Here is a 17,005-nt window from a genome sequence, read left to right as displayed (position 1 = left end):
CGATGAAAACCATTCTGGTTATTGAAGACGAAAAAGCCGTCCGAAATAACATCGCCAAAATTCTAACCCTTAAAGGGTTCGCTGTGATCAGCGCAGAAAATGGTCAAGTGGGCATTCAACTCGCTCAAGACCATCAACCTGACTTGATTGTTTGTGATATCTTGATGCCTCAGATCAATGGTTATGAAGTCTTGGAAAGATTGCAAGATAACATAAGCACTCGCACCATTCCTTTTATTTTTTTGACCGCCAAAGTTGAACGCTCCGAACAACGGAAAGGAATGGCATTAGGTGCGGACGACTACATCACCAAACCTTTTACGATGGATGAGTTAATGGATGCCATAGAAGCTAAATTAAAAAAGAAGCTAGATTTTGATGCTAACCTTGCAATGTTAACAGAAGAATTGCATAAAATCAAGCAATTTTTAGAAACCAAAGAAAGGATGATACAAGGATTTAATCAAGAACTTCGTCGTCCCTTGTCTAACATCAAAATAGTGTTAGAACTGCTCAGTCAATCCCCCAAAGAATTTCAACAAAAAGAATATATTCGGATCTTACAAACCGAATTTAAACGAGAAATTTCGCTGTTGAATCAACTGGAAGAACTGCGAAAAATTATCAACCCAGAAAACGCCCAAATCCTAGCACAATTGAACTTGCTAGACCGACAACAAGATCATTCGCTTTAAGACGCTTTTAAATCCGGATTAAAATTCAGGGGAGTTGCCGAGGCTTTTAAGGGGGGAGTTGATAAATTCAAATAACCAACTTTACCCGCAGGATAATGGGCTAAGGGGTGGACTTCAATAATTGGCATTTCCTGATAACAAGATCGACAAAACCAATAGACTCGATTTTTACTCGCAAAACGCAGGAGTTGAGTGCCGCAGCAAGGACAAGAATACATAAAAATCACCCATGAGCCCCATTAGATGGTAAACAATGATGCGTAATCCATTGCAATTGATGGTACAGATAAGATTGTTGAATAGCAATGCTTAAAAAAACCGCCAAATCTTGTACCCCTTGCACTTCCCAAGACTGCCACATTCTTACATCACAACACTGATGTAGAATTAATAAACCCCAAGGATTTTGTCCTAACAACAAAGGAACTAACACTTGAGATTTAATGTTAAAAAGCTGGAGGATTTGACGTTCATCACTGTCGAGTTGAATTCGAGTGAAGTCAGGAATCACTTGTGCTTCAAATCCTGCGGGTTTTAAGACGGCAGACTTCCCCCAGAGGGGAAGACGAATATTCCAACCTAAAAGGGAAGTACAGTCGGGGGTGTGTGACTCGGACATCACGAATCCCCCCTGTTCGGTGTCCAGACGGTAAATCAAAGCGCGATCGCACAATAACCAGTGATGGATTTCCGTCACTAAATCCTTGAGAATCAGACGCAACTCCAAAGAATTTTGAATAGAAAGCGACACATTTCGCAAAATCTGTTCCCGCTTTTGCTGGAACAACTGGGAGGGTAAATTCTCCAGAGATAAATCACAAGACAAGTCGGGAGGAAGGGAAATATTGGAATTCATAGGAATCCTCAAAAGAGCTAGGAATTAGGCAACACTTTCGGCTGCATTGCTCAGAAATTGATATTGATCAATCCATAACTTTTGCTTCAACTGAAGCAACGGAATAGCCTCACTAAATAAATACCCCTGCAACACGTCACAACCTTGTTCTCTTAACCAGTCAGCTTGAACCTCAGTTTCTACCCCTTCGGCCACAACTTCTAAGCGTAAATTTTGGGCAAGTTGAAGGATAGACTGGGCGATATAACGCTTATTCTGATCTTGGTCGAGATCCTGAATAAAACAGCGATCAATTTTAATTCGTAAAAACGGAAACTGTAACAAATAAAATAAATTGGAATACCCTGTGCCGAAATCATCCAAACACCAACGAACCCCTAGATCAATTAACCGTAGCATGATCTCCTGTGCTTTTTCTAAGTTGAGAATGACAACATCTTCTGTCATTTCTAACTCGAGAAAATTCGGATCTAGTCCAGTTTGCTCTAACACCCCCTCAATATACTCGACAAAATCCGGCTGGTGGAAATGTAAACTCGACACATTCACCGCCGCAACAATAGGATAACCCAAATCATGGAGACGTTTGGTTTCTTCACAGGTTTTTTTTAACATCCAACGGTCAATCGTAACAATCCAACCTGTTGCTTGAGCTAAAGGAAGAAACTCTAAAGGCTTAATTAAGCCCAACGCTGGATTCTGCCAACGGACCAGAGCTTCAAAACCAGAAATTTGATTGTTTTTAGATGAATATTGAGGTTGGTAATAGGCGACCAACTCTTGATTTTGGATAGCTTGTTCAAGGTAGACAGAAAGTAACATGATGATTGAGTAATGAAAAATTATATTAAGCAGACAAAGCCGTAAAACTTAGGGAATGAGTAGGAATTTCAACACAAAACTCTGTCCCTGTTCCCAATTCAGAAGTCATGGTGAGTTGACCTTGATGACGTTCCACCACAATGGCATAAGAAAGAGACAATCCTAAACCTGTCCCATGACCTACAGATTTTGTAGTGAAGAAAGGATTAAAGATTTTGTCGCGAATATGATCGGGAATTCCTACCCCATTATCTTTAATCCTCACCCGGATAGCACTAGCTGTCTGTTCAGTGGTTATAGTGATTTTTAAATCCTTTGTCTTTTTCGTTTTTCTAATGTTTGGTGTGGCTTCTCCATCCTTTTCTCGTAACGCATCAATGGCATTACTAATCAAATTCATAAAGACTTGATTTAAGAGTCCAGCATAGCAGTCTACTGGGGGGATATTGCCGTAGTTTTTGATGATTTGGATGGGGGGCTTGCCATCTTTCGCTTTACAACGATGTTCTAAAATGACTAAGGTACTGTCTAACCCTTCATGAAGATCAATGGTTTTTTTATCAGATTGTTGCAAGCGAGAAAAGTTCAAAAGAGACTGAATAATTTGACTAATTTTTTCAGTCCCTCCTTGCATACTCAACAGTAAGCGAGGTAAATCTTCTTCGAGAAAATCTAATTCGATTTCTTGACAATATTGTGCAATCTCAGGATGGGGTACTGTCTCGTGAGCTTGATAGAGTTGGACAAGGTTTAATAAATGGGTGATATATTCCAAGGCATACTGTAAGTTCCCTTGAATAAAGCAAACGGGATTATTTAATTCGTGGGCAATGCCAGCCACCATTGTTCCCAAGGCTGACATTTTTTCCGCTTGGATAAGTTGCGCTTGAGTTTGTTGTAAATGGTCTAACGTCTTTTTTAATTCCTGGGCGTTTTGCCGTTCTTTAACTTGAGCTACTCGTAAGTCAGCTTCCAGTCTTTTATCTTCGGAAACATCCCGAATCACCATTAAAACTTCATTTTCTCCATAGGGAACATACTGGGTTTTGTAATAAAACCATTCCTCTTGTTCTTGCAGGACATATTCCCCGGTTTGGACGTTTTTGCTGGCAAGGGCGCGCTCGATATGGTAGGTGGTATAGATTACAATGTCTTCTGACCAGAGAGCGCTGATGTGTTGACCTAGATATTCCTGCTCAAGGGTGGGGGTAGAAGCAGGAGGAAAATAATTCAGAATCGTGCCATGTTGATCGACTCGGATGATTAAATCGGGCAGTGCAGCAAGGAGACTGTACTCTTTGACCTGACTTTCCGTGAGGCTCTCATTTTGGACACGATCTCTTAAGTGTATGATCTTGTCTTGAACTGGGTTGTGCTGTACAATACAAAGTTGTGGATCACTGGAGGTTTCTGCGACCTTGGGAGCGCGCTGAGTGAAGGACGAGTTGGAAGGAGCGCGAACTAGGTCGGGGGAACGTGATGATTGGTGCTGGTATAAAGCATGATCAAGCATAATAATTTAGCTCCCTATATCTGGCTTCACGATACCAGTTTGATTCCTGTCACACATCCGAGGGAATCGTGATTTTGGGTGGGTGTTAGTCTCCCTAAAATCCCTGAGTTTTCATTCGGTAAAATTACGAGTTCTATCTAAGGGATATTACTGAGGCGAAAGGAAGAATTTTAAGGGCTTGGAGCAGGCTTTGAATATCTTAATGTTTTATAGCCTAAATCGGGGGGGAAAGTAAATAAAATTTGCAGTTTATTTAGAATTGTGTCCAGTCGTGGCGTGGGGGGAAGTCATGAATTCCCTCTAAAATGTGGGTTAAATTTCTCAAACTCTTATAACTTAAATAGGACGGCTATACTACAAAGAGAAACTGTCTTATGGCAGTTTCTCTTTTTGTTTAGACTCTTTTTGTTTGGCAAGGCTAAGAGTATTAGCGGGGATTTGATGCTCCCCGCGTTTGCCTAGACGGGGATTCTTCAAGAGTTACCCTAAACCTCCCTTGAGAGACAAGGGTTAGGGCATCCCGTGTTATTCTCGTGGGGTTGATTGTTTCAGAAATTAATCTTACTCAAATTTAGAGGTTGCTTTTTGCCAAGCACTATTTAAATCGTTCCAAGCATTTTCAAAACCGCTTTGAATTTCTTGCCAAGCATCCTCGCTGGAATTTTGTAGCTCTTCTAGTTTCTTTTGGGCAGCATCTCGCTTGCTGGCTAATTCTTCGATGGTGCTGTTAAATTCTATTTCTCGGTCAGCTTTCACTTGATTTGCTTTTGCTTTTAGTTCGTCAATCTGAGCGTTGATTTTGTCGAGTTGTGCGGCTACTTTTTGACGATAAGCTTGTTTTTGGTCGAGTTGATTAACCATTGGGTTAATTTACCTCATCTTGACTTCTGTTCTATTATAACAATTTTCTCAGATTCTTGCAAATCGGATGAATATTCGGCGGGCTAGGTTGCTTTTTTTTCAAGGGTTGGGGGGATATGCTAGGTATCCTAAACCTGATGGATGGTTGACGATGGGGCGACTCAATCGGTGCTGTCAGAAGTGTTTGAGAAATAGGGGATTGGGACGGGGGGATTGGGACGGGGGAACAGAAGGTTGAGCATAGATTCGTGATTTCTGATCCCCCGAATCTGATAGAGTGGAATTCTGCCAATTATTCACTTATTTTATGAAGTCTGTTATTAGTATTGATCAACTGTTGGAACCTTATCAACGCTTTGGGGTTAATCTGGGTTTAGAGCGGATGAAAAGGCTGCTGGAGATGCTTAATAATCCTCAAGATCGGGTACCGATTGTTCATGTGGCGGGGACGAATGGCAAGGGGTCTGTTTGTGCTTATCTGTCGTCTATTTTAACGGAGGCGGGGTATCGGGTGGGGCGTTATACGTCTCCCCATTTGGTGGATTGGACGGAACGGGTTTATTTACAGGAAAAACCGATTACGACGGAACAATTAACGGATGTTTTGCAACGGGTGGGGGAGGTGGTTGCAGGGATGACGGAGACTCCGACGCTGTTTGAGGTGTTTACGGCGGCGACTTGGTTGTTTTTGGCGGAACAGGAGGTGGATATTGGGGTGATTGAGGTGGGATTAGGGGGGCGTTTGGATGCGACGAATGTCTGCGATCGCCCTTTAGTCACTATTATTACATCTCTCAGTCGGGAACACTGGCAAGTTCTGGGGGATACCTTACCCAAAATTGCAGCAGAAAAGGCAGGTATCCTTAAGGCGGGGTGTCCGGCGCTTTTAGGTCAAATCCCCCCAGAGGCGCGTCTGGTGATTGAGGAGAAGGTGGCCGCGTTAAATTGTCCGACGCGGTGGGTGCATCCGGCACAGAAGGAGGGGGAAATGAGGGCGATCTATCCCAAGGGGGGGAAGGTTTTAGAGTATGAGTTACCTTTAGCTGGAGAGGTGCAGTTGTTGAATTCCGCGATCGCCATTGCGGCCATTGAAGAACTCCAAGAGCAAGGATGGTCTATCTCCGAGGAGGCCATCACTGAAGGGATTTCCCGCACTCGTTGGCCCGGCAGATTGCAATGGATGACTTGGCGAGATTATGAGTTCTTAATGGATGGGGCGCATAATCCGGCCGCTGCCCAAGCATTGGGGGCCTATGTACAAACTCTTCCTCAACCAATCACTTGGGTGATGGGAATGTTGAGTACCAAGGAACACGATAAAATCTTTGAGGCACTTTTACACCCCCAAGATCAAATATACCTTGTCCCTGTTCCGGGTCACAGTTGGGCCAACCCTTTGGAGTTAGCCCAATTAGCGCGCCAAATCTGTCCAGAGTTGCTAGTCTGTGAAACCTATCCTGACTTGTTCCCTGCGCTGGAGAGAGCGTTACAGGGGAGGAATACGGTAGTTTTGTGTGGTTCGTTGTATTTGTTGGGGTACTTTTTGGGCAACCAGTAAATAGGGCTTGCTGAATAAGTCCGAGAGTTGGGGAGTCGGGAATCGGGAGTCGGGAATCGGGAGTCGGGAGTCCGGGAACTCTCCCCCCTCTCCCCCCCTGTTCCCTGTTCCCTGTTCCCTAAAATAAAAGAGTTTTGGCTATTCACTAGCCACTATTCCCCTGCTCCCCTGCTCCCCTGTTCCCCTGCTCCCCTGCTCCCTGTTCCCCGTTCCCTAGCCCCACGAGTAGAGTTATTCAGCAGACCGTCAATAAACACGATATCTTAAGCTGAAACTCTTAGTCTACTGTTCGTGACATCCTCCCGACACCGACCCTAGGGGTACGGTGCGGGCTTCCCCATATCACTATGAGGCTTTCCTGCTTCTACGGGAGGCTCTAGATGTCTTTTAGGGACATCCCCGTGCGGGGCTTCCCGACGATGAGCTAAAAGCGGGTTGGAAAAGATGTCTATGAGTTCTTCTTCACTGATTGCATTTAACGTAATGTCGTTTTTGATGCCATTGCCAAGCATCGGCAATAATGACATCTAAATCCGCATATTGGGGAGTCCAATTCAGGATCTTACGCGCTTTCTCGCTATTCCCGACTAAGACGGGGGGATCTCCGGGACGGCGATCGCATTCTACCACCTTAAAATCTCGTCCGGTGATGCGCTTCACGGTGTCAATCACTTCTCGCACCGAGAAACCATTACCATTCCCCAGATTGAACACGGCCGTTTCTCCCCCCTTGAGCAGGTATTCTAACCCCAAGAGGTGAGCGCTGGCTAAGTCGGTGACGTGGATATAGTCCCGGATACAAGTCCCATCAGGGGTGGGGTAGTCGGTGCCGAAAATGGAAATGCTGTCCCGTTTTCCCATTGCCGCGTAAAGGGTGAGGGGGATTAAATGGGTTTCGGGGTTGTGGTCTTCCCCCAGTGTACCGCTTTGGTCGGCTCCGGCGGCGTTGAAGTAGCGGAAACGGACGGAGTTAAACCCGTAAGCGTGACTATAATCGCTCAGGATTTGCTCTACCATCAGTTTACTGGTGCCGTAGGGGTTGATGGGGGCTTGGGGGTGATCTTCGGGGATGGGGAGGATTTCTGGCATCCCATAGGTGGCACAGGTGGAGGAAAAGACAAATTTGTTGATTCCGGCCTGCCGCATGGCTTCTAAGAGGGTGAGGGTGCCGACAACGTTATTCTGGTAGTATTTAGCGGGGTCGGTGACGGATTCCCCCACATAAGCATAGGCCGCAAAGTGCATGACGGCACCGATGGGGTAGGTTTGAAAGAGTTGGTCTAGTAGGGTGCGATCGCAGGTATCCCCCACAATTAATTCTACTCCTAGGACTTGCTCCACCAATTCCTGATGGCCGTAAACGAGGTTATCTAAAATGACCACAGGATACCCGGCTTTTTTCAGTTCTAGCACGGCATGGGAGCCAATATAACCAGCGCCTCCTGTTACCAAAATGGTGGGTTTTGTTTGTTTCATAATCTTTGCTTGGGGGTAATGGTAGGGGAAACAAGCCACAAGTTTATTTTATTGTTTCCTGTCCCCTGCGAACTTCACGGTCACAATCTGCCAAGGATGGACGGTTAAGACGGCATCTTTTAACTCACTCTGAGACTCTTCTAAAGCATTGACGCGATGGGTGGGGGTGAGGGCAAGGGTATTATGACAGGGGGTGGTTATGGCTTGGCCGTAAGCTTCATAAAAGCGCAAAATGTAGCCATTTCCCTCGATTTCACTGGGTTTAAAGGCCATTAACACTAGGTTATCTCCTTCTAAGGTCAGGAAACCGTGACTTTCGGCACCAGAGGGGGAGTAGGAGGAGGGGGAGAGGAGGGGGGACACCAAGAGGGGTAAATTCAATTCATACCCACGATGAACGGTTTTCGCGGTTTGCCAAGTTCCCGAATGGGGATAGAGGGAGTAGGTAAAGTGATGAATCCCTCGGTCTGCATCGGGATGGGGCCATTGGGGACTGCGTAAGAGGGTGAGACGTAAACAGTCGGGTTTTGCGTCATAACCATATTTGCCGTTATTGAGCAAACTCACTCCCCATGTTCCTTGATTGTCGCTTAAATCTGCCCAGTTGAGGGCGGGAACTTCCCATTTCGCTTTTTCTGCGGGGGTGCGGGGTTGGGTGGTGCGTTCAATGGTACCACAGGCCATTTCATAGCTGGCAACGTTGGCCTCTAGGTTGAGGGGAAAGGCCGCTTTGACTAAAACATGGCGTTCTTGCCAGTCTACGGTGGTTTCGATGTGTAGGATGGGGGATGTGGCCTCTAGAATGTAGTCTTGGGTGAATTGGGATTGGTTGAACTGACGAATAACTCTTAAACGCGATCGCACTGGCCCCTGTTCTATCCACTCAATGGCTTTCAATTCCGCCGCAGGTAAGGGATGCTGTTCATAGTTGGGGTCAATATTCCAAGCATCCCAATATTGTCCCTCATCTCGGAAAAATTGCAGTTGATTCCCAGCAGATCCCAGGATTTCTCGCTGTTGAAGTTTATCAAATACTTGACAAATATCTCCTGTTGTGCTAGAGATTTTAACTTGTAGCCAAGGATTTTCTAAGCTGTAGTTTTTCAGGGTTACAAGGGGTAAAGTAGCAGTCACTGGGGGGGATGTTGGGGGAGGGGGAAAACTAGACTCTTCCCCTTCTGATTTTGCTGCCTGTACCCACCAGAACAGACGATACCCCACCCCCGGCACATCTGAAGCGTAAAATAAGAGGGTTTGGGAATCCACGACTTGACAGGGTAACGCCTCGCCCTGAGAGTCTAGCACCTGTCCAGGGCCGAAGGAAAGGGGGATAATGTGCGATCGCCTCCAGTTTAACCCGTTGAACACAACAAACGGCTTTGCACCGGGTTGGGGTGGGGGCGGGAAAGCGAGAGAGGCGGTAAGATGAGAGAGGGAGGAGGTGAGAATTTTTTCCGTAGATGCGATCGCCCTTTCCCAGCCTAAATTCGCCCCATCAAACACTTCCGGAATCGAAGTCCCCGGCAAGATATCATGAAACTGATTTAATAATACCTCCTTCCAAGCCCTTTCTAACTCCTGTCGGGGGAAATCTACCCCCCCCAACAAACTCGCCAGAGTCGCCAACAATTCCCCCTGATACAATAACCCCTCACAGCGCCGATTCAACCACTTTTGATCTGCATGGGTGGTATAACATCCCCGATGAAACTCCAGATACAACTCATCATTCCACACCGGAATCCCATCCCCCTCCCCTATTTTTCCGCCGTCCAAACTAGGAGAAATTCCCAACATTTCCCCCCCCTCTAAAGTGGGAATACTCCCGATTTCCCCCCCTTCCAAAGGGGGGCTAGGGGGGATACTCAACATCTCTCGAATCACCCCCAAATAATCCGCCGCCCTAACAAAACAAATCCGAGGAAAAAAAGGCGAACCTTGCCAACGTTTTTGAACCACCAACATATCCCTTGTCGGGCCTCCCCCATGATCTCCCACCCCCGGCAACCAAAACATCGCTTTTAACCCCGTTTGTGCCTCCCACTTTATCCCATAATTCGTCATAGTAATAGGGTGAGTATCCATCACCCCCGTAACATTAGGAGGAGACATCACCGTAAACACCCGCGTTCCATCAGGAGACTCCCACCAAAACGCCCCATAAGGAAACTCCGTGCTATCATTCCAGTGTAACTTTTGCGTCACAAAATATTCAATTCCCCCCGCCTTTAATAACTGAGGTAACTGTCCATTAAACCCAAAACTATCCGTCAACCAAGCCACTTGACTAATTGCCCCAAAGCGACTTTTAATATACACCTGACCATATAACAATTGCCGGAGAATCGACTCCCCAGACACCAAATTAACATCCGGTTCAACCCACATCCCCCCTAAAACATCCCATCTCCCCTCCCTCACAGCCTCTTGAATCCCTGCAAACAGGTCTGGATGGTGTTTTTCTATCCATTCATACAAAATCGGGCTAGTATGGCAAAACGTCAACTCTGGAAACTCTGCCTGTAACTGAAGAACCGAGGAAAAAGTACGCCTCGCCACCTCATAAGTTTCTCCTAATTCCCACAGCCAAGCCATATCTAAATGAGCATGACCCATCACATAAAAACAGCGTTCCTTCATCTCCTGACTATACACTTTTAAGGCATTTCTCACCCCTTCTAACTGCCCATGAAATGCCCCTTGATCTCCCACCACTTGCCAATCAATTAAACTCACCGCTTCTTGCCACGTCTCCATCCGTTCCGGCGTGAACTTTTGCCAATAATTTTGTAAAATTTCCAACTCATGGGCGACAAAACTAGGATCAATCCCTTGGGGATTTTCATACAGACAAAAAGAACGCATTAATCCGCCAATATCATGACCCGGACTGACCAAACGGAGACAGACTAAAAAACTATCCCCCACCTGTGCCTGAGAGGTGAGTAAAACCCGCGCTGAAGAGTCAAATAAATCCCCAGATTGGATTAGCTGACCATTGACAAAAATCTGGGCATCTTCTGACCACCAAGTTAAAGCTAATCGTAATTCTAACCCATCTAAAGGATAGCCATTTAAAGCAGGAGGAATAATAATAGTTTGTCCCAACCATTGCACTTTATGCCCAGCTTCCCAGACAATATAACCCTTTTCGTTTAACTCCGCCATCGGCAAACTTTCCCAATCCTTAAACGTTAAAGCAAGGGGATCACCTTCTCCCGGATAAATCCTCCAACGGCTTTTAATATCTTGTTCCGTTAATGCTTTAAGTTGGGACAGAATAGACATTTTTGATTAAAAGATTGATGAACCCAAAACTATAGATCATAAAAACACCTGATTTCTATTCAGATCAGGAGAAATCAGGTGAGTGGGTTTAATTATGGTACCCCCATAATGACCGATCTTGCCCTTTTGGCCAAGGGAGATTTCACGGGGATTCAATCCCCTTTCTGCCCTTGACAATTCAGAAATCTTTTGTTATAGAAAGGGGGTAACACCCCCCATCCTCAAATCCCTAAATTGTGAGTTAAGGCTTAAAACTGTAAGATCACATTAAAGTACAGGCCACTATCTTGGGCATTATTGCCGCGATCGCGCAGTTGAATCAGAGGATAACCATAATCCAAGCGGATATTTAACCCCGAGATCGGTTGCCACAACAAACTCACACCCACCCCAGCAATAAACCCTTGATCCACCGGCCCGATGAGATTATTACTGTTATTCCAGACATAACCCACATCTGCAAAAGGAGCGAGGATTAACGTGGGATCTCCCCCCTCATCCCGTAACACCGTGAAGCGATTCTCCAGCGAAAAACGCAAACCATTGTCCCCCGTGCGGACATTTTGGCGATAGCCCCGCACCGACTGCCCACCCCCTACGACAAACTGCTGAGACGGTAGCAGGGGAGTAGAAGCCCATTGTAAATCTAACCCTGCAATAATAAAGTAATTGGGGTTAACCACTTGAACCCGTTGGATTTGCCCCAACCAGCTGACAAAGCGAGTATCCGGGATAGGATTGGGGTTCACCGTAGCATTCAACCCATCCACCCCGAAACTAAATTGCGATCGCAGCGCCCAAGCCCCCTGAGCATCCCGTCGCGTGTAATCCTGCCCAAACTTAATCACACTGGTTCTCGTGCGGCCATCCTCCTCAGCCCCAATGCCAATAGGAGTCGGACCAAAAATCGTAAACGTCTGTCCCTGTTGATAAGTAAACCCCAACGACAAAGCAAACTCCTCCCGAGGACTCCGTACCAAAGGTTGGCGAAAACTCAACTCATACAGTTGTGTATTGCCCCGAATATCAAAAATATCCGTACTCAGAATAACCTGATTCGTATTAAACGAATTGCGCACCTGAAACGTGCCATTCATCGCATTAACCGGGATACGATAATTCCAATCCAACGTATTTGACCCCCCCTGTGCCGTGCGCGTAAACTCCACCCCCAACACATCCCCCAAACCCGACAAATTATAATAATTCAACCGCGTCCCAATCCGTTCCGACCCCACACTAGCCGGAGAAAAATTATCACTAAACGCCGTCCCCCGAAAATTACTCGCCTCCGTCACCCGCACCACTAAAATACTCTGCCCCGCTTGCGTCCCCGTGCGTAAACTCGCCTCCACATTATCTAACAGCGTATCCGCCCGCAACAGTCGTAATTGATTCTCTAAATCGGCCGTATTGAGAGGCGTTCGCGCCCCCAAAGCCACACGACGGCGAATATAGTGAGGTTTGAGTCGCCGAAGTCCCTCCACTTGGATTTCCTCAATCCCCCCCTCCACAACCTGCAAGCGAATATTCCCCCCCGCAACAGAATCCGAATCCAAAACCGCCCGAGACGTAATATAACCCAATTCTAAATAACGTTCCGTCACCAAATCCCCCAACTGTTGCAGGGACTCCATACTCACACGCTGGCCAATAAACGGGCGAAAACTCTCCGCGAAATCCTCCGGGGAGAAAATACTACTCCCTTCTAAAGAGATAGAATTCACCTCAATATCCCCCTCCATCGGTTGAGGAGTCGTGACGGGGGGGGGCGGAGCATCCTCCTGGGGTGTAATTCCCTCCGAATCTGGCTCAAGGGGTTCTAAAGGAGTGGGAGGCGGTTGGATAAAACGGTCTTGGTTATCATTTTGCCCCTGCGAAAAAGTAGGAAGCTGTGACAATTGTAGACGAAAAAGATCCGCCGTTTTCGCTTGCAAAACAGGTTTACTGATCAGATTGTTTTCTATCTCTTCAGAGAAAAACGTAGCCCCGTAACTTACACTCTTTAACGGCACTCCCCACCATAATCCAGTAATTAGCAAAACCGCTCCTGGTGAGAAACGAGAAAAGAGGGACTGATTCCGGGCTAAATCATTAGTAGCAAATTTCATCAAAGACTCCTCCCCATCCAACAAGCTCCCCACGATTGTACTACTGATTTGCAGATGCTACCCTCACCTCTTGAATCAAACAAGTTGAACTGTTGCGAGTGCAGAAAATACATCCCCACTGCTATTTTTAAATCTATGATAACTGTCCCTAGAAGAAACTTCACCCTAGGCACAATCCCCATATTGCTTAGACAAAAACTCAGCAACCCACTAGCTAAACCGACTCAAAACCCATCCTAGCAACAAATCTAACAAGGTGTACTCTACAGACATCTAATATTGCCCCCCTATTTCAGCCACGGTAACAGATTGTCTCTCCCTATCCTGACTGCTCCTCATCCCTTCATGCTCAATAAAGTATAAAAACATACTAAATTTTTGTAAAAAAGCCTAAATATAATTCACAATTCATAGTAAAGTCTTGTATGATGAAAAGGCTAGAGTTTATGGGATGTAGTGAGTATTTTTCCGTCCTTGAAGGAGTTCTCATCAAGAGGTAAGAAAATTATGAGTCCAATGACAAAACCCCCTGAGCAATCCTCTGATTTGATGGTATATAAAGTATTAGCGGTTGATGATAGTGTTGCCATCCAAGACTTGATCCGACAGATTCTTAAGAAAAAATATCAGGTTTTTACAGCCAGTAATACAGTGGAAGCCCTAGGAATTCTGTACCACGAGAAAGTAAATTTAATGCTATTAGATATTTCTTTGCCGGGGGTTGATGGATTAGAACTTTGCCGTATTATTCGGAAGAATGCCTTGTATAAAAATTTACCCATTATTATGGTGACATCGCGGAATAGCTTATCGGACAAGCTAGAGGGAAAAATGGCGGGTGCATCGGAATATTTAACTAAACCCTTTGATCCCCAACACCTTCTTAAAACGGTTGAAACATTAATGCCCCAAGCCACCAGAATATGAAACCTAAAATTTTAATTGTTGATGATTTGACGGCTGAATTAGCCGCTATAGCTCAAGCTTTTTCCCCTGAAAATTATCATGTTTTACAGGCAAAAGACGGAGATCAGGCTTTAAGTTTAATTGAACAAGAAAATCCAGATCTAGTAATTTTAGATGTAATTATGCCTAAAATTAATGGTTTTGAGGTTATTCGTGAGATTCGAAGTAATCCAAAAACGGAAAAACTTCCGGTTGTTTTTTGCTCTCAAAAAAACACAGAAATTGATAAAACTTGGGGAATGGATTTAGGAGCAGATGCTTACGTCTCTAAACCCTTTGACCCCCAACAATTACGGGAAATTGTTAATCGCTTGTTAATGGCTTAAAGCATTTCTGGGCAAGGTTTGCTATAGTAACACAAAAATCTTGTAAGTGAGGTCAAGTGACTATAGTTAGTTCTCCGCAACAGTATGTCCTGTTTACCCAAGGACAAAGCGCCTTTGCCATTGAACTAAAAGCCGTCCGCGAAGTTTTAAAACTTTCTGCACAAACCATTACCCCCGTTCCCAATACCCTGACTTTTGTTTTAGGTTTAACTAATTTGCGGGGAGAGATTATTACAGTCACAGATTTCGGTTGCTTTATAGGGGAAGAAGCGGTAAAACGTCAGGATGAAGAGGCGCGAATTTTGGTGGTGGAATTGCCTCACCCCCAAGACGTGCAACTGCCCAGAATCCGTATGGGGATTGCTGTTGCCCAAGTCGAGGGAGTGCAGAGTTTGCACCCAGAACAAATCGTCTCCCACTTAGAAGTTGGGGAAGCATTAGTCCCCATTTTACGAGGACTCTATGATCATCATCATCGTTTGTTGATGATACTCGAATCTGAAGCGATCGCCCAAAAATTCCTATCCAATACCTAATCCTTAAAAGCAGAATGAGTGATTTGATTGAAAACGTGAACTCCTTTTTCGGTGGGGAATTTATGCCCCATGGACTGTGCTTTCTCTGGAAACCTCAACTCATCAGTTTACACCTTCTCTCAGATGCCCTAATTGCCCTCTCCTATTTTTCCATCCCCATCCTGTTAATTTATTTCGTGAGAAAACGCACAGATTTACCCTTTTCTCGCTTAATTCTACTGTTCGGAGTTTTCATTATCTCCTGTGGACTGACTCACGTTATGGGGATTTGGACATTGTGGTTTCCCAACTATTGGATTTCGGGAGGCATCAAAGGGTTTTGCGCCCTCGTTTCCGTCTATACAGCCTTTGAGATGGTGCCATTTTTACCTCAAGCCTTATCCTTTAAAAGTCCCGCCGAATTAGAAGCCCTTAATGAGGTGTTACAGAAAGAAGTTTTGGAACGGGAAAAAGCAGAAATTGCCTTAAAACTAGAGCGAGAACGGCTTTTTTCCTTACTAGATGGTTTACCCGCCTTTTTTTATTTAGAAGGAGCAGATAATCAGGTTAATTTTACCAATCGGCAGTTTCGGGAAGAGTTCGGCAGCAGCACCAATAAACCGCCCGCCGAAAGTCGCACCCAACAAGTGATAACCAGCCAACAAGCCCAGATGTGGGAGTGGCAAAATCCCAGCAATCAGAAACAGTATCAAATCCATCACTATCCCTTCCAAGATAGTGATGGTTCAGTTTTAGTGGCGGTGATGGGAATTGATGTGAGTGAGCGGAAAGAAGCCGAAAGACGCTTAGAAAAAATTGCCACTGAACGGCAAGCAGAAGCAGAGTCTTTAACCCAACAAGTGGTTAAATTATTAGGTGAAATTAAAGGGGCAGCGCGAGGGGACTTAACCGTTCGGGCGCAAGTGACCAATGATATTTTAGGGGCTGTGGCTGACTCCTTTAATTATTTAGTTAGTGAGTTGCGCAAGGTGGTTAATGGAATTCAAAAATTAGCCGCAGACGTGAATCAAGGGGTGTCGGATTCTATTAGCAATACATCCCAGTTAGTGGACCAAGCCACGGTTCAAGCCACGCAAATTGAGGCATCTTTAGAACAAGTAGAACAGATGGTGGCCTCGATTAAGGAAGTCTCTAACGCGGCACAACGGGCCTCGGAAGTAGCCCAAGAGTCGGCCAGCACCGCCGAAGCAGGGGGAGAGGCGGTAGACCGCGCTGTACAAGGGATTAATGAGTTGCGGCGCACCATTGCTGATACAGCTAAGATGATGAAGCGCCTCGGGGAGTCTTCCCAACAGGTGGGGAAAATTGTCACGTCTATTTCTCAAATTGCCTCCCAGACTAATTTGTTGGCCTTGAATGCCACCATTGAAGCGGCAAGGGCGGGGGAACAGGGATTAGGCTTTGCGGTAGTGGCGGAGGAGGTGCGTAAGTTAGCGGAACGTTCTGCTGAAGCGACGGAGGAGATTTCTGAGATTGTGGGGGCGATTCAGAAGGAAATCGGCAGCGTAATGGAGGCAATGGAAACGGGGACTCAGGAGGTGGTAGAAGGGACGCAATTAGCGGCGCAAGCCAAGACTCATTTAAGTCAAATTATTGAGGTGAGTCGAGAAATGAATGGTTTAATTCAACATATTACCCAAGCGGCCAGTCGTCAGGTGGTTTTTGCGGAGGAAATTTCCGGCACGATGGGAGGGGTAAATCGGATTGCGTTAAATACAACCCAAAAGGTGCAAACTGTCACCCATTCTTTAGATAGTTTGGGGAGTGCGGTCAAAGAGTTACAACGGTCTGTGACTAAGTTTCAATCTTAACTCTAGATAGGGAAAAGGGAACAGGGAATAGGGAATAGGAAATGGGGAATAATTATCAATTATAAATTCCCCCCTCCCCCCGGACTTATTCAATAACCCCTAGTGTAGTCTCTTGTAGGTTGGGTGAAGCGATAGCGAAACCCAACAAACTCATCTAAAGATTGGCTGTAAAATAACAAAATGCCC

Annotated in this window: 14 protein-coding genes; 6 read left to right on the top strand and 8 right to left on the bottom strand. The window is 45.6% G+C overall.

Going from position 1 to position 17,005, the window contains the following annotated elements; genetic code table 11:
• Positions 1-2 precede the first annotated feature (2 nt).
• The gene (locus SPI9445_RS0120075; protein ID WP_017306575.1) at positions 3-695 is read left to right on the top strand and encodes a response regulator; all 693 of its coding nucleotides are present in this window, start codon (positions 3-5) and stop codon (positions 693-695) included.
• Here SPI9445_RS0120075 and SPI9445_RS26320 read toward each other — a convergent pair.
• From SPI9445_RS26320 to SPI9445_RS0120050, 5 genes are all read right to left on the bottom strand, one after another.
• The gene (locus tag SPI9445_RS26320; RefSeq protein WP_071525361.1) at positions 692-913 is read right to left on the bottom strand and encodes a hypothetical protein; all 222 of its coding nucleotides are present in this window, start codon (positions 911-913) and stop codon (positions 692-694) included. The genes SPI9445_RS0120075 and SPI9445_RS26320 overlap by 4 nt on opposite strands.
• Before the next feature lie 5 nt (positions 914-918).
• Positions 919-1,551 (bottom strand): GAF domain-containing protein, encoded by a 633-nt coding sequence (locus SPI9445_RS0120065; protein WP_017306573.1) that lies wholly within the window; start codon positions 1,549-1,551, stop codon positions 919-921.
• Between the two features lie 24 nt (positions 1,552-1,575).
• Entirely contained in the window at positions 1,576-2,373 is a 798-nt protein-coding gene (locus SPI9445_RS26315) for a putative bifunctional diguanylate cyclase/phosphodiesterase (RefSeq protein ID WP_017306572.1), read from the bottom strand.
• A gap of 25 nt (positions 2,374-2,398) precedes the next feature.
• On the bottom strand, positions 2,399-3,886 hold the full coding sequence (locus SPI9445_RS26310; RefSeq protein WP_017306571.1) for a sensor histidine kinase: 1,488 nt from the start codon (positions 3,884-3,886) through the stop codon (positions 2,399-2,401).
• Positions 3,887-4,447: 561 nt separating this feature from the next.
• Positions 4,448-4,747 (bottom strand): sll1863 family stress response protein, encoded by a 300-nt coding sequence (locus SPI9445_RS0120050; protein ID WP_017306570.1) that lies wholly within the window; start codon positions 4,745-4,747, stop codon positions 4,448-4,450.
• Positions 4,748-5,054: 307 nt separating this feature from the next.
• Here SPI9445_RS0120050 and SPI9445_RS0120045 point away from each other — a divergent pair, with 307 nt between their 5' ends.
• A complete protein-coding gene (locus tag SPI9445_RS0120045; RefSeq protein ID WP_017306569.1) occupies positions 5,055-6,305 on the top strand; it encodes a bifunctional folylpolyglutamate synthase/dihydrofolate synthase in 1,251 nt (416 codons plus the stop codon).
• A gap of 462 nt (positions 6,306-6,767) precedes the next feature.
• On the opposite strand, the gene galE is transcribed toward SPI9445_RS0120045, so the two are convergent.
• The 3 genes from galE to SPI9445_RS0120030 form a co-directional block, all read right to left on the bottom strand.
• On the bottom strand, positions 6,768-7,781 hold the full coding sequence (gene galE / locus SPI9445_RS0120040) for a UDP-glucose 4-epimerase GalE (protein ID WP_026079958.1): 1,014 nt from the start codon (positions 7,779-7,781) through the stop codon (positions 6,768-6,770).
• Between the two features lie 48 nt (positions 7,782-7,829).
• Positions 7,830-11,069 (bottom strand): alpha-mannosidase, encoded by a 3,240-nt coding sequence (locus SPI9445_RS0120035; RefSeq protein ID WP_017306567.1) that lies wholly within the window; start codon positions 11,067-11,069, stop codon positions 7,830-7,832.
• Positions 11,070-11,317: 248 nt separating this feature from the next.
• Positions 11,318-13,180 carry a ShlB/FhaC/HecB family hemolysin secretion/activation protein gene (locus SPI9445_RS0120030; RefSeq protein ID WP_164674567.1) on the bottom strand — a complete coding sequence of 621 codons (1,863 nt, stop codon included), beginning with the start codon at positions 13,178-13,180 and terminating at the stop codon, positions 11,318-11,320.
• A 516-nt stretch (positions 13,181-13,696) separates the two neighbouring features.
• Here SPI9445_RS0120030 and SPI9445_RS0120025 point away from each other — a divergent pair.
• The 4 genes from SPI9445_RS0120025 to SPI9445_RS27825 are packed head-to-tail and all read left to right on the top strand — an operon-like array spanning position 13,697 to position 16,819.
• A complete protein-coding gene (locus SPI9445_RS0120025; RefSeq protein ID WP_017306565.1) occupies positions 13,697-14,107 on the top strand; it encodes a response regulator in 411 nt (136 codons plus the stop codon).
• Positions 14,104-14,472, top strand: a complete 369-nt coding sequence (locus SPI9445_RS0120020) for a response regulator transcription factor (RefSeq protein ID WP_017306564.1) — start codon at positions 14,104-14,106, stop codon at positions 14,470-14,472. The genes SPI9445_RS0120025 and SPI9445_RS0120020 overlap by 4 nt, the downstream gene beginning before the upstream one ends.
• A gap of 56 nt (positions 14,473-14,528) precedes the next feature.
• Positions 14,529-15,008: a chemotaxis protein CheW gene (locus tag SPI9445_RS0120015; protein ID WP_017306563.1), complete on the top strand. Its 480-nt coding sequence runs from the start codon at positions 14,529-14,531 to the stop codon at positions 15,006-15,008.
• Positions 15,009-15,022: 14 nt separating this feature from the next.
• A complete protein-coding gene (locus SPI9445_RS27825) occupies positions 15,023-16,819 on the top strand; it encodes a methyl-accepting chemotaxis protein (RefSeq protein WP_017306562.1) in 1,797 nt (598 codons plus the stop codon).
• The last annotated feature ends 186 nt before the right edge of the window (positions 16,820-17,005 follow it).

The organism is Spirulina subsalsa PCC 9445 (assembly GCF_000314005.1).
GTDB classification, from domain to species: domain Bacteria; phylum Cyanobacteriota; class Cyanobacteriia; order Cyanobacteriales; family Spirulinaceae; genus Spirulina_A; species Spirulina_A subsalsa.
The sequence above is the reverse complement of the archived record's forward strand: the minus strand, read 5'-3'. Positions and strand labels throughout refer to the sequence as shown.

Excerpts from the sequence above, each read along its gene's own strand:
- SPI9445_RS27825 (WP_017306562.1), top strand. The coding sequence starts at position 15,023 with ATGAGTGATTTGATTGAAAACGTGAACTCCTTTTTCGGTGGGGAATTT.
- SPI9445_RS0120030 (WP_164674567.1), bottom strand. The coding sequence starts at position 13,180 with ATGAAATTTGCTACTAATGATTTAGCCCGGAATCAGTCCCTCTTTTCT.
- SPI9445_RS0120045 (WP_017306569.1), top strand. The coding sequence starts at position 5,055 with ATGAAGTCTGTTATTAGTATTGATCAACTGTTGGAACCTTATCAACGC.
- SPI9445_RS0120025 (WP_017306565.1), top strand. The coding sequence starts at position 13,697 with ATGACAAAACCCCCTGAGCAATCCTCTGATTTGATGGTATATAAAGTA.
- SPI9445_RS26315 (WP_017306572.1), bottom strand. The coding sequence starts at position 2,373 with ATGTTACTTTCTGTCTACCTTGAACAAGCTATCCAAAATCAAGAGTTG.
- SPI9445_RS0120075 (WP_017306575.1), top strand. The coding sequence starts at position 3 with ATGAAAACCATTCTGGTTATTGAAGACGAAAAAGCCGTCCGAAATAAC.
- SPI9445_RS0120065 (WP_017306573.1), bottom strand. The coding sequence starts at position 1,551 with ATGAATTCCAATATTTCCCTTCCTCCCGACTTGTCTTGTGATTTATCT.
- SPI9445_RS26320 (WP_071525361.1), bottom strand. The coding sequence starts at position 913 with ATGTATTCTTGTCCTTGCTGCGGCACTCAACTCCTGCGTTTTGCGAGT.
- SPI9445_RS0120020 (WP_017306564.1), top strand. The coding sequence starts at position 14,104 with ATGAAACCTAAAATTTTAATTGTTGATGATTTGACGGCTGAATTAGCC.
- SPI9445_RS26310 (WP_017306571.1), bottom strand. The coding sequence starts at position 3,886 with ATGCTTGATCATGCTTTATACCAGCACCAATCATCACGTTCCCCCGAC.
- SPI9445_RS0120050 (WP_017306570.1), bottom strand. The coding sequence starts at position 4,747 with ATGGTTAATCAACTCGACCAAAAACAAGCTTATCGTCAAAAAGTAGCC.
- galE (WP_026079958.1), bottom strand. The coding sequence starts at position 7,781 with ATGAAACAAACAAAACCCACCATTTTGGTAACAGGAGGCGCTGGTTAT.
- SPI9445_RS0120035 (WP_017306567.1), bottom strand. The coding sequence starts at position 11,069 with ATGTCTATTCTGTCCCAACTTAAAGCATTAACGGAACAAGATATTAAA.